General features: G+C 70.1%; 11 protein-coding genes. 7 read left to right on the forward strand and 4 right to left on the reverse strand.

Going from position 1 to position 11,514, the window contains the following annotated elements:
* Positions 1-93 precede the first annotated feature (93 nt).
* Both groES and groL read left to right on the forward strand, forming a co-directional pair.
* Positions 94-402 (forward strand): co-chaperone GroES, encoded by a 309-nt coding sequence (gene groES, locus ACZ5SK_RS46205; RefSeq protein WP_020132158.1) that lies wholly within the window; start codon positions 94-96, stop codon positions 400-402.
* 110 nt (positions 403-512) lie between these two features.
* Positions 513-2,138: a chaperonin GroEL gene (groL, locus tag ACZ5SK_RS46210; RefSeq protein ID WP_334577774.1), complete on the forward strand. Its 1,626-nt coding sequence runs from the start codon at positions 513-515 to the stop codon at positions 2,136-2,138.
* Between the two features lie 113 nt (positions 2,139-2,251).
* Here the strand turns inward: groL and ACZ5SK_RS46215 are convergent, their stop codons facing one another.
* From ACZ5SK_RS46215 to ACZ5SK_RS46225, 3 genes are all read right to left on the reverse strand, one after another.
* Positions 2,252-2,959 (reverse strand): ester cyclase, encoded by a 708-nt coding sequence (locus ACZ5SK_RS46215; protein ID WP_334577773.1) that lies wholly within the window; start codon positions 2,957-2,959, stop codon positions 2,252-2,254.
* Positions 2,960-3,063: 104 nt separating this feature from the next.
* Positions 3,064-3,837 (reverse strand): SDR family NAD(P)-dependent oxidoreductase, encoded by a 774-nt coding sequence (locus tag ACZ5SK_RS46220; RefSeq protein WP_334577772.1) that lies wholly within the window; start codon positions 3,835-3,837, stop codon positions 3,064-3,066.
* Between the two features lie 96 nt (positions 3,838-3,933).
* On the reverse strand, positions 3,934-4,602 hold the full coding sequence (locus ACZ5SK_RS46225) for an MOSC domain-containing protein (RefSeq protein WP_334577771.1): 669 nt from the start codon (positions 4,600-4,602) through the stop codon (positions 3,934-3,936).
* 81 nt (positions 4,603-4,683) lie between these two features.
* Here ACZ5SK_RS46225 and ACZ5SK_RS46230 point away from each other — a divergent pair, with 81 nt between their 5' ends.
* Positions 4,684-5,646, forward strand: a complete 963-nt coding sequence (locus tag ACZ5SK_RS46230; protein ID WP_361707255.1) for a LysR family transcriptional regulator — start codon at positions 4,684-4,686, stop codon at positions 5,644-5,646.
* A 64-nt stretch (positions 5,647-5,710) separates the two neighbouring features.
* On the opposite strand, the gene ACZ5SK_RS46235 is transcribed toward ACZ5SK_RS46230, so the two are convergent.
* Positions 5,711-6,040 carry a WhiB family transcriptional regulator gene (locus tag ACZ5SK_RS46235; RefSeq protein ID WP_020132152.1) on the reverse strand — a complete coding sequence of 110 codons (330 nt, stop codon included), beginning with the start codon at positions 6,038-6,040 and terminating at the stop codon, positions 5,711-5,713.
* A gap of 379 nt (positions 6,041-6,419) precedes the next feature.
* Here ACZ5SK_RS46235 and ACZ5SK_RS46240 point away from each other — a divergent pair, with 379 nt between their 5' ends.
* The 4 genes from ACZ5SK_RS46240 (at position 6,420) to ACZ5SK_RS46255 (ending at position 11,009) form a co-directional block, all read left to right on the forward strand.
* The gene (locus ACZ5SK_RS46240) at positions 6,420-7,031 is read left to right on the forward strand and encodes a response regulator transcription factor (RefSeq protein WP_003948568.1); all 612 of its coding nucleotides are present in this window, start codon (positions 6,420-6,422) and stop codon (positions 7,029-7,031) included.
* A 467-nt stretch (positions 7,032-7,498) separates the two neighbouring features.
* Entirely contained in the window at positions 7,499-8,086 is a 588-nt protein-coding gene (locus ACZ5SK_RS46245; RefSeq protein ID WP_079660367.1) for a sigma-70 family RNA polymerase sigma factor, read from the forward strand.
* 179 nt (positions 8,087-8,265) lie between these two features.
* Entirely contained in the window at positions 8,266-9,768 is a 1,503-nt protein-coding gene (gene guaB / locus ACZ5SK_RS46250) for an IMP dehydrogenase (RefSeq protein WP_319333984.1), read from the forward strand.
* Between the two features lie 116 nt (positions 9,769-9,884).
* Entirely contained in the window at positions 9,885-11,009 is a 1,125-nt protein-coding gene (locus ACZ5SK_RS46255; protein WP_334577769.1) for a GuaB3 family IMP dehydrogenase-related protein, read from the forward strand.
* Positions 11,010-11,514: the final 505 nt, after the last annotated feature.

Here is an 11,514-nt window from a genome sequence, read left to right on the forward strand (position 1 = left end):
GACGGGCAGGTCCGGCACCCGCGACGACGGATCCACCTGGTCGCCACCTCAGACAGTTAACCCCGTGAGATCTCCGAAGGGGGAGGTCGGATCGTGACGACCACCAGCTCCAAGGTTGCCATCAAGCCGCTCGAGGACCGCATCGTGGTCCAGCCGCTCGACGCTGAGCAGACCACCGCCTCTGGCCTGGTCATCCCGGACACCGCGAAGGAGAAGCCCCAGGAGGGCGCCGTCCTCGCCGTGGGTCCGGGCCGCTTCGAGAACGGCGAGCGCCTGCCGCTCGACGTCAAGGTTGGCGACGTCGTCCTGTACAGCAAGTACGGCGGCACCGAGGTGAAGTACAACGGCGAGGAGTACCTCGTCCTCTCGGCTCGCGACGTGCTCGCGATCATCGAGAAGTAATTCACCCAGTTTTGCAGTGAACTGCGCCCCTGGCCCCCGCGACTTTGTGAAGCCGGGTGCTGGGGGCGCAGTTCGTTCCCCACGTTTTCCGAGAGGGCTGAACCGCTCCCATGGCGAAGATCCTGAAGTTCGACGAGGACGCCCGTCGCGCCCTCGAGCGCGGCGTCAACAAGCTTGCCGACACGGTGAAGGTGACGATCGGCCCCAAGGGCCGCAACGTCGTCATCGACAAGAAGTTCGGCGCCCCCACCATCACCAACGACGGTGTCACGATCGCCCGTGAGGTCGAGCTCGACGACCCGTACGAGAACCTCGGCGCGCAGCTGGTGAAGGAGGTGGCGACCAAGACCAACGACATCGCGGGCGACGGCACCACCACCGCCACCGTCCTGGCCCAGGCGCTCGTCCGCGAGGGCCTGAAGAACGTCGCCGCCGGCGCCTCCCCGGCCGCCCTGAAGAAGGGCATCGACGCCGCCGTCAAGGCGATCTCCGAGGACCTGCTGGCCACCGCCCGGCCGATCGACGAGAAGTCCGACATCGCCGCCGTCGCCGCCCTGTCCGCCCAGGACACGCAGGTCGGCGAGCTCATCGCCGAGGCGATGGACAAGGTCGGCAAGGACGGCGTCATCACCGTCGAGGAGTCCAACACCTTCGGTCTGGAGCTGGACTTCACCGAGGGCATGGCCTTCGACAAGGGCTACCTGTCGCCGTACTTCGTGACGGACCAGGAGCGCATGGAGGCCGTCCTCGAGGACCCCTACATCCTCATCAACCAGGGCAAGATCTCCTCCATCGCCGACCTGCTGCCGCTCCTGGAGAAGGTCATCCAGACCAACTCCTCCAAGCCGCTGCTGATCATCGCCGAGGACCTGGAGGGCGAGGCGCTCTCCACCCTCGTCGTCAACAAGATCCGCGGCACGTTCAACGCGGTCGCCGTGAAGGCCCCCGGCTTCGGCGACCGTCGCAAGGCGATGCTCCAGGACATGGCCGTCCTCACCGGCGCCACCGTCATCTCCGAGGAGGTCGGCCTCAAGCTCGACCAGGTCGGCATCGACGTGCTCGGCTCCGCCCGCCGCGTCACCGTCACCAAGGACGACACCACCCTCGTCGACGGCGCCGGCAACTCCGAGGACGTCGTGGGCCGCATCGCCCAGATCAAGGCCGAGATCGAGAACACCGACTCCGACTGGGACCGCGAGAAGCTCCAGGAGCGCCTCGCGAAGCTGGCCGGCGGCGTGTGCGTGATCAAGGTCGGCGCCGCCACCGAGGTGGAGCTGAAGGAGAAGAAGCACCGCCTGGAGGACGCCATCTCCGCGACCCGCGCCGCGGTCGAGGAGGGCATCGTCTCCGGTGGCGGTTCCGCGCTCGTCCACGCCGCCAAGGTGCTGGAGGGCGGCCTCGGCAAGACCGGCGACGAGGCGACCGGTGTCGCCGTCGTCCGCCGCGCCGTCGTCGAGCCGCTGCGCTGGATCGCCGAGAACGCCGGCCTGGAGGGCTACGTCATCACCTCCAAGGTCGCCGAGCTCGACAAGGGCCAGGGCTTCAACGCCGCCACCGGCGAGTACGGCGACCTGGTCAAGGCCGGCGTCATCGACCCGGTCAAGGTCACCCGCTCCGCCCTGGAGAACGCCGCCTCCATCGCCTCCCTCCTGCTGACGACCGAGACCCTGGTCGTCGAGAAGAAGGAAGAGGAAGAGCCGGCCGCCGCGGGCCACAGCCACGGCCACTCCCACTGAGGCAAGCAGCACCGAGCAGCACGAAGAAGCCCCCGTTCCGGTCACGGAACGGGGGCTTCCCCCTTCGCGGGCGGTCTCTTCGCGGGCTCATCCCGCGGCTTACGGCTCGGCCTTCACGTCTCCAGCGCGTCCAGCGCCCCCAGCTGCCCCATCAGCCCGAGCCGGTCGTACTGCCACCAGCCCTCGACGAGCTTTCCGTCCTCCCGGCACCGGAAGACGGTCGTGCCGGTCATCGTGACCTGCTTCCCCGTCGCCGGAAGCCCCATGAAGTCGCCCTTGTGGGTCCCGCGCCAGGTCCACCGGTTGCACACCCGGTCACCCTGCCCGATCTGGTCTTCGACGGAGAAGGCGAAGTCGAAGCCGCGCCGCCACATCTCGACCTCCCGCCGCATCGCGTCCATGCCCATGGTGTCCTGCTCGTTGGCGGGATCGTGGTCGTGGTACTCCTCGGCGATCAGCCCGTCGAGCGGCGGCAGTTCACCCCGCGCGGCCACGGCCTCGAAGAACCGCCGCGCGGTCTCCGCATACAACTGCTCGTCCCGCACGACCTCGAGATCCGTGAACGTCGGCATCTCGTCGCACAGGGCCACCAGCTCCTGGAACACCTTGCCGGTCTCCGGAAGATTCGAGTTCCGCATCGCCTCCTCGTACGACGGGAACTCCACGATCTCGATGAAGTGCGACGCGTCGGAACGGTCCTTGCCGACCACCGCGTGCGTCGCGGTTCGCTTCCCCTTGGTCTGTTCGACCCATGTGTCCATCAGCCGGTCCATCTCGTCGAACCGGCTGGTCCTGCAGTCGATGAGCTGTACGAACGTCATGGCGCAGCCTCCGGCCCCCCTGGGTCCGGTCCCCGTCACGCCCATCCTCCCACCGGAGCGCCGACGCCACCTGCCCACCCCGGGGCGGTCCTCGCCGAGCCCGGTCACCGAGGCCCGTACTTGCGTCCCGTCTTCGAGCTGATCCCGCCCAGCAGCGACCGGGGCGCCACCTTCACCAGCCCCATCAGCGCCTTGTAGCGCGGGTCGGGGATCGACAGCGACTTCCCGCGCGCCAGATCGTCCAGCGCCGCCGCGACCAGCTTGTCCGCGTCCAGCCACATCCAGCCCGGGATGTTGTCCGTGCCCATCCCGGCCCGCTCATGGAACTCCGTGCGCACGAACCCCGGGCACAGCGCCATCAGCCGCACCCCGCTGCCCGCGAGATCCTTCGCCGCCCCCTGCGTGAACTGCACGACCCACGCCTTGGACGCCCCGTACGTCCCGCGCGGCACGAACGCCGCCACCGAGGCCACATTGACCACGCCCCCGCGGCCGCGCTCCCGCATCGTCGTCGCGGCCGCGGACGTCAGCCGCAGCACCGCCTCGCAGTGCACCTTGAGCATCTTCAGCTCGTCGGCCATGGACACGTCGAGATAGCGGCCCTTGTTGCCGAAGCCCGCGTTGTTGATCAGCAGGTCGACGGGGTTCTTGCGGTCGCCGAGCCGGGCGGCCACCGTCTCGATGCCCTCGTCCGTCGCCAGGTCGGCCGTCAGCACCTCCGCCTCGATGCCGTGCCGGTCGTGCAACTCGGTCGCCTGCTCGCGCAGCCGCTTGGTGTCCCGTGCCACGAGGACGAGATCATGCCCGTCCGCCGAGAGTCTGCGCGCGAACGCGGCGCCGATGCCCGCGGTCGAACCCGTAATGAGAGCCGTTGTCATGGCAGAAGCGTAATGACCCGGAGTGCCTCCGTCCGTTCTCTGCACGCGGCCTCCCGAACGTGAAGGCCCGGTGAGCGCCCGGCCCGTGACCTGGTCTCAGCCCCCCTGCTCCGCCGTGTACTTCCGGGCCGCGGCCAGCGACTCCGGATGCAGCGCCTCGCCCGCCGCGAGCAGCCGGGGCAGCAGCTCCCGGTGCGTGGTGACGGCCCGGAACTGCAGCGCCACCGTCACGTCGTGGTCCGGCCGGTGCACGATCTCCACCGGGTCCCCGGCACGGATCTCACCCGGCGTGATCACCCGCAGGTACGCCCCCGGCGCGCCGCGCTCCGTGAACCGCTTCACCCACCGCTGCTCGCCCAGGTGCCCCTGAAAGGTCATACAGGGGATGCGCCCGCAGGTGATCTCCAGTACGACACCGGATCCGATGCGCCAGCGCTCCCCGATCAGCGCACCGGACACGTCGAGGCCCGCCGTCGTGAGGTTCTCGCCGAACGCCCCGTCGGCCAGGGGGCGGCCCAGCGCACGTTCCCACTCGTCGAGGTCCTCGCGCGCCATCGCGTACACGGCCTGGTCGTCGCCGCCGTGGTGTTGTCTCTTGCACACCGCGTCCCCGGCCAGTCCGCTCCCGCCGATGCCCTTGGGTCCGGGCGCGGACACCCGCACCGGCCCCTCCACCGGCCGTTTGTCGATCCCGGTCACGCCCTCCGGGTTGTCCGTGTACGGCACAGCCTTCGCACGGCCCAGGTTGACTGACAGAAGTCTCATGCCGCCACGCTAAGCGACCGGATGTCAAAGCGTCGACCGATTATTCGCCGCCTTGTCCAAGGTTCGCTTATGCTCGACGTCATGATCGAGGCCCGTCATCTCCGTGTCCTGCGCGCCGTGGCCGCCACCGGCTCGTTCTCGGCGGCCGGGCGCGAGCTGGGCTGCACCCAGCCGGCCGTCAGCCAGCAGATGAAGGCCCTGGAGGCGTCCGTCGGCACGCCCCTGCTGGTCCGCAGCGGCCGCGAGATGCGCCTGACCCAGGCGGGCGAGGCCCTCGTCCGGCATGCGGTCGGCATCCTCTCCGGGCTGACCGCCGCCGAGGAGGAGGTCGCGGCCATCGCGGGCCTGCGGGCCGGCCGGGTCCGCCTGGTCTCCTTCCCCAGCGGCAGCTCCACCCTCGTCCCGACCGCCCTCGCCGCCCTGCGCGCGGCCCACCCCGGCACCCGCGTCTCCCTGGAGGAGGCCGAGCCCCCGAGGTCGGTCGAACTGCTGCGCGAGGGCGACTGCGACATCGCCCTCGCCTTCCGCTACGAACGCGCCCCGGGCAACGGCGGCGGCGCCGGTGAGGCAGGGAAAGCCGGGAAAGCCGCGCAAGCCGGCGAAGGCGAGTGGGACGACCTGGTCGTTCGGCCCCTGCTGACGGACCGGCTGGTCGCTCTCGTCCCCGAAGGCCACCGCCTCGCGCGCACCGGCTCCCGGGGGTCCGTCGCCATCGGCGACCTCGCGGCCGAGCCGTGGATCGCGGGCTGCCCGCGCTGCCGGGGTCAGCTCGTCCAGGTGTGCGAGAACGCGGGCTTCACGCCCCGTATCGACTTCGCGACCGACGACTACCCGGCGGTGGTCGGCCTGGTGGGCGCCGGCCTCGGCGTCGCCGTCCTGCCCCAGCTCGCGATCGACTCCGTACGGCCCCGGGGCGCCCGCGCGGTGACGCTGGAACCGCCGGTGCGGCGGGAGATCGTCGCGCTCACCCTGCCCGACCTGGCCCAGGTGCCGGCGGTGACGGCCACGCTGGAGCAGCTGGGACGGGCCGCGGCGCGCCAGTAGGGCGTGGCCCCAGCACGAAGCGGAGGGCACGCGCGTGTGCCCTCCGCTCTGAAGAAACGTTCCTTCATGTGTTCGACGAGGCGTCTCTCGCACCGGAGGACGCCGATACCAGGCGGTTGCGCGCCCGCCCCATGAGCTCCTCGCGCTCGTCCTCGGTCAACCCGCCCCACACGCCGTACGGCTCGCGTACCGCCAGCGCGTGCGCCGCGCACTGCGCACGGACCGGGCACCTCATGCAGACCTCCTTGGCCGAGTTCTCTCGAGCGCTCCGAGCCGCCCCGCGCTCACCCTCCGGATGGAAGAAGAGCGAACTGTCCACCCCGCGGCAGGCAGCCAGCAGCTGCCAGTCCCACAGGTCAGCGTTCGGTCCGGGAAGGCGGGAGAAATCTGCCATTGCGTGACCCCTTGTAGCCGTTCTGAGCGGATACGGTGCCCACGACCGTACAACTACGATCTAAGGAGATGAAAATATGACTCATTGCGAATCTAGCCTCAGACACCAGCAAAAGGGAAGAAATCGGGCTGAATGGGGCATGGGTTGTGATGAAAGCTTGAGGGTCCGTGTGGCTGTCTCCTCTGTGTCCGCGCCCTCACGTAGAGTGCCGAAGAATGCACGCAGCCCCGTAACTCTTTCGAGTGACCGTCGTTGAGAGTGCGGTGGCGGTTGAAAACACAAACGCTCGGGCAGGCGTCCGAGACGGTCGACCGCACAGGTGACGATTCGTACCAGCCTGGAGGCACAAGGTGACGCGCATCAGCTGCGGAGGGCGGCCATGACTTCCGTCCTCGTCTGCGACGACTCCCCGCTTGCCCGAGAGGCGCTCCGCCGCGCGGTCGCGACCGTGCCCGGCGTCGAGCGCGTGACGACGGCGGCCAACGGCGAGGAAGTCCTCCGCCGCTGGGGTGCCGACCGCTCGGACCTGATTCTGATGGACGTACGCATGCCCGGACTGGGCGGCGTCGAGACCGTACGGCGGTTGCTGTCCGCCGACCCCGGCGCACGCATCATCATGCTGACCGTCGCCGAGGACCTCGACGGCGTCGCCCTCGCGGTCGCCGCCGGCGCCCGCGGCTACCTGCACAAGGACGCCTCGCGTGCGGAACTGCGCGCGACCGTCACCCAGGCCCTCGCCGACCCGACGTGGCGGCTCGCCCCGCGCCGGCTGCGCTCGGCCGAGATGGGCGCGGCGCCCACGCTCACCGCGCGTGAGATCCAGGTCCTCGAAGGCATGAGCCACGGCCGCTCCAACGCGGAGATCGGTCGCGAGCTGTTCCTCTCCGAGGACACCGTCAAGACGCACGCCCGGCGGCTGTTCAAGAAACTCGGCGCTTCGGACCGTGCGCACGCCGTGGCGCTCGGCTTCCGCTGGGGACTGGTCCGTTAGCGGCTGTCCGGCTGCCCGGCCCCGTGGCCCGGACCGGTCCGCAAGGGGACAGGTCCTGGGCCGTCCGGCCGATCGGACCGGTTCGGATCGCGACCGCATCGCATGCGGATCACATCCGGATCGCCTCCGGAGCGCATGCGATCGGGCCGGTTCAGGGTGACATCGGTCATTCAGTGAGGGGAGCGGGCTCATGGGCGAACCTCCCTGCTCAGAAGCGGTCCGGAGGCCGGGTGACACCCCCTCCCACCGCAGGGCGGGCGGGAGCGGCACCCCGTCCCGCCGGGTGCCCGCTGCTCGTTTCGCGGCGGATGCCGCATCCTTGAGGTGTGGAGTTCCTCGGGGACGAGTCGGTCGAGCGGAAGGGGAGGGCGCAGGGGATGAGTTCCGGTGCACCTGCTCATAACGCTTCGGTGCACAACGACGGGCACGGTGCCACGGCCGGTCCGGCCGCAGTGCACCATGGACCGATGCGCGATGACGAGGCGGTCACTGCCGTGGGGACGATCGGATCGCTCGTCCATCGCGCCGTGGACGGCGACGAGCAGGCCACCCACGACCTGCTGGCCCACGTCCACCCGCTGGCCCTGCGTTACTGCCGCACCCGGCTGTCCCGGCTGCCCGGCGACGCACGGCACTTCGTGGAGGACCTCGCCCAGGAGGTCTGCGTGGCCGTCCTCCTCGCCCTGCCCCGCTACCGGGACACCGGCAGGCCCTTCGAAGCCTTCGTCTTCGCCATCGCCGCGCACAAGGTCGCCGACCTCCAGCGCGCCGCGATGCGTCACCCGGGCTCGACGGCGGTCCCGTCCGACGAGATGCCCGAACGCCCGGACGACTCGCTCGGCCCCGAGGAACGCGCCCTCCTCAGCAGCGATGCCGAATGGGCCAAGAAACTGCTGGCCAACCTGCCCGAGAACCAGCGGGAACTGCTCCTGCTGCGCATCGCGGTGGGCCTCACCGCGGAGGAGACCGGCCAGATGTTGGGAATGTCACCCGGCGCGGTCCGCGTGGCCCAGCACCGGGCGCTGAGCAGGCTGCGGGCGCTCGCCGAGCAGTAGCCGTCCCGGTAACGGATCCCGCCACAGACCCCGGTAACAGTGCCTTCGGTGAACAGGCGGCCCACTGTTTCCGTACGAACATACGAAGCCCGGAGTCACACTCGACCGTGGAATTCGGGAGGTGCGCTTCCCGTTAGCATGGACATCCGCACCGATCAAGGCCATTTGGGGAAGGTGTCATGACTGCCAACGTCGACGGAGTGCCCGGAAAATTCGCGACCCTCGGGCTCACCTACGACGACGTGCTGCTGCTGCCGGGCGCATCCGAGGTGCTCCCCAACGCGGTCGACACCTCGTCCCGCATCTCCCGGAACGTCCGTGTCAACATCCCGCTGCTGTCGGCGGCGATGGACAAGGTCACCGAGTCCCGCATGGCGATCGCGATGGCCCGCCAGGGCGGCGTCGGCGTGCTGCACCGCAACCTCTCCATCGAGGACCAGGTCAACCAGGTCGACCTGGTGAAGCGCTCCGAGTCCGGCATGGTCACCGATCCGATCACCGTGCACCCGGACGCCACGCTCGCCGAGGCCGACGCCCTGTGCGCGAAGTTCCGCATCAGCGGCGTCCCGGTCACCGACGGCGGCAAGAAGCTCCTGGGCATCGTCACCAACCGCGACATGGCCTTCGAGTCCGACCGCACCCGTCAGGTGCGCGAGGTCATGACGCCGATGCCGCTGGTCACCGGCCACGTCGGCATCTCCGGCACGGACGCCATGGAGCTGCTGCGCCGCCACAAGATCGAGAAGCTTCCCCTGGTCGACGAGGCGGGCGTCCTCAAGGGCCTCATCACCGTCAAGGACTTCGTCAAGGCCGAGCAGTACCCCCGGGCGGCGAAGGACGGCGAGGGCCGTCTCCTCGTCGGCGCCGCCGTCGGCGCCAGCCCCGAGGCGCTGGAGCGCGCCCAGGCCCTCGCCGAGGCCGGTGTGGACTTCCTGGTCGTCGACACCTCGCACGGCCACAACAGCAACGCCCTCAGCTGGATGTCGAAGATCAAGTCGAGCGTCCGCGTCGACGTGATCGGCGGCAACGTCGCCACCCGTGACGGCGCCCAGGCCCTGATCGACGCCGGCGTCGACGGCATCAAGGTCGGCGTCGGGCCCGGCTCGATCTGCACCACCCGCGTGGTCGCCGGCATCGGCGTCCCGCAGGTCACCGCCATCTACGAGGCCTCCCTCGCCGCCCGCCCGGCCGGGATCCCGCTGATCGGCGACGGCGGTCTGCAGTACTCCGGCGACATCGGCAAGGCGCTCGCCGCCGGCGCCGACACGGTGATGCTGGGCTCGCTGCTCGCGGGCTGCGAGGAGTCGCCGGGCGAGCTGCAGTTCATCAACGGCAAGCAGTTCAAGTCGTACCGCGGCATGGGCTCGCTGGGCGCCATGCAGTCCCGCGGCCAGGCCAAGTCGTACTCCAAGGACCGCTACTTCCAGGCCGAGGTCGCCGCGGACGACAAGCTCGTGCCCGAGGGCATCGAGGGCCAGGTGCCCTACCGCGGCCCGCTCGGCAACGTGCTGCACCAGCTCGTCGGCGGTCTGCGCCAGACCATGGGCTATGTGGGCGCCGCCACCATCGAGGAGATGGAGTCCAAGGGCCGCTTCGTGCGGATCACCTCCGCGGGCCTCAAGGAGAGCCACCCGCACGACATCCAGATGACGGTCGAGGCGCCGAACTACAGCAGCAAGTAGTCGCACACGCGCGCGTGCGGCACGGCGAGGGCGGTCCCGGAGTATCCGGGGCCGCCCTTGTCGTACCCGTCGGCGATACTGGAAGACGCTGAACGCATCAGGGAAAGGCCACACACGTGACTGAGATCGAGATCGGGCGCGGCAAGCGCGGCCGCCGGGCGTACGCCTTCGACGACATCGCCGTCGTCCCCAGCCGCCGTACGCGGGACCCGAAGGAGGTCTCGATCGCCTGGCAGATCGACGCCTACCGTTTCGAGCTGCCCTTCCTGGCCGCCCCCATGGACTCGGTCGTCTCCCCGGCCACCGCGATCCGCATCGGCGAGCTGGGCGGCCTCGGCGTGCTCAACCTCGAGGGCCTGTGGACGCGGCACGAGGATCCGCAGCCGCTGCTCGACGAGATCGTGGGCCTGCCCGTCGAGGCGGCCACCCGCCGCCTCCAGGAGATCTACGCCGCCCCCATCAAGGAAGACCTGATCGGCCGGCGCATCAAGGAGGTGCGCGACTCCGGCGTGGTCACCGCCGCCGCGCTCTCCCCGCAGCGCACGGCCCAGTTCTCCAAGGCCGTCGTCGACGCGGGCGTGGACATCTTCGTCATCCGCGGTACGACGGTGTCGGCCGAGCACGTCTCCGGCTCGCACGAGCCGCTGAACCTGAAGCAGTTCATCTACGAGCTCGACGTCCCGGTGATCGTCGGCGGCTGCGCCACCTACACGGCGGCCCTGCACCTGATGCGCACGGGCGCGGCGGGCGTCCTGGTCGGCTTCGGCGGCGGCGCGGCGCACACCACGCGCAACGTGCTGGGCATCCAGGTCCCGATGGCGACGGCGGTGGCGGATGTCGCCGCGGCCCGCCGCGACTACATGGACGAGTCCGGCGGCCGGTATGTGCACGTGATCGCGGACGGCGGCGTCGGCTGGTCCGGCGACCTGCCCAAGGCGATCGCCTGCGGCGCCGACTCGGTGATGATGGGCTCCCCGCTCGCGCGCGCGACCGACGCGCCGGGCCGTGGCCACCACTGGGGCATGGAGGCCGTCAACGAGGAGCTGCCGCGCGGCAAGAAGGTCGACCTCGGCACGGTCGGCACCATCGAGGAGGTCCTGACGGGCCCCTCGCATACGCCCGACGGCTCGATGAACTTCTTCGGCGCCCTGCGCCGCGCCATGGCCACCACCGGCTACAGCGAACTGAAGGAGTTCCAGCGGGTCGAGGTCACGGTGGCGGACTCGGTGCACCGGCGGTAACCCCCAGTCCCTGGGACGTGACAGGGGCCGGTCAGCTCACTCGGGTGAGCCGACCGGCCCCTTTCGCATGTCCGTCGGCGTGCCCGGCGGCCGGGGGCGGGGGCGCGCGGTTGCGTTCGGGGCGGATGCGGGCTGGTCAGAGGGGTTGCGGGCGGTAGCGTCCTTGTCGGCGCCCCAGTTGTGTGGGGTGCCCCCTTCCAAGGACATCGATCCGGACCCCGGCCCTCGGGGCCCGGCCCGAGTTCCTGAACGTGCCGTCCACCGGGACATGGGCGGCGTCGTGGAAGGGGGTGCCCATGGGCCGCCACCGCAAGCCCACCCGCTGGGATCGCATCCGTCTTCGGATGGTGCAGTGCCGGAGGAGGTGGATCTTGCGTCTTTTCGGATGGTGAGCGGCCGCCCCCAAACACACTAAGGGTTGTCCCGTAACTGCCGGTCACAGATGAGATGATCTTGCTGTGGCTGGTGTGATCACGGCGTCGGAGCCGTCCTGGATAGTCCCGTT

Source organism: Streptomyces sp. NPDC031474 (assembly GCF_055581185.1).

Coding starts and splice junctions, on each gene's coding strand:
- ACZ5SK_RS46220 (WP_334577772.1), bottom strand. CDS start 3,837: ATGACAACGGCTCTCATTACGGGTTCGACCGCGGGCATCGGCGCCGCG.
- groL (WP_334577774.1), top strand. CDS start 513: ATGGCGAAGATCCTGAAGTTCGACGAGGACGCCCGTCGCGCCCTCGAG.
- ACZ5SK_RS46215 (WP_334577773.1), bottom strand. CDS start 2,959: ATGACGTTCGTACAGCTCATCGACTGCAGGACCAGCCGGTTCGACGAG.
- ACZ5SK_RS46225 (WP_334577771.1), bottom strand. CDS start 4,602: ATGAGACTTCTGTCAGTCAACCTGGGCCGTGCGAAGGCTGTGCCGTAC.
- ACZ5SK_RS46245 (WP_079660367.1), top strand. CDS start 7,499: ATGCGCGATGACGAGGCGGTCACTGCCGTGGGGACGATCGGATCGCTC.
- ACZ5SK_RS46230 (WP_361707255.1), top strand. CDS start 4,684: ATGATCGAGGCCCGTCATCTCCGTGTCCTGCGCGCCGTGGCCGCCACC.
- guaB (WP_319333984.1), top strand. CDS start 8,266: ATGACTGCCAACGTCGACGGAGTGCCCGGAAAATTCGCGACCCTCGGG.
- ACZ5SK_RS46240 (WP_003948568.1), top strand. CDS start 6,420: ATGACTTCCGTCCTCGTCTGCGACGACTCCCCGCTTGCCCGAGAGGCG.
- ACZ5SK_RS46235 (WP_020132152.1), bottom strand. CDS start 6,040: ATGGCAGATTTCTCCCGCCTTCCCGGACCGAACGCTGACCTGTGGGAC.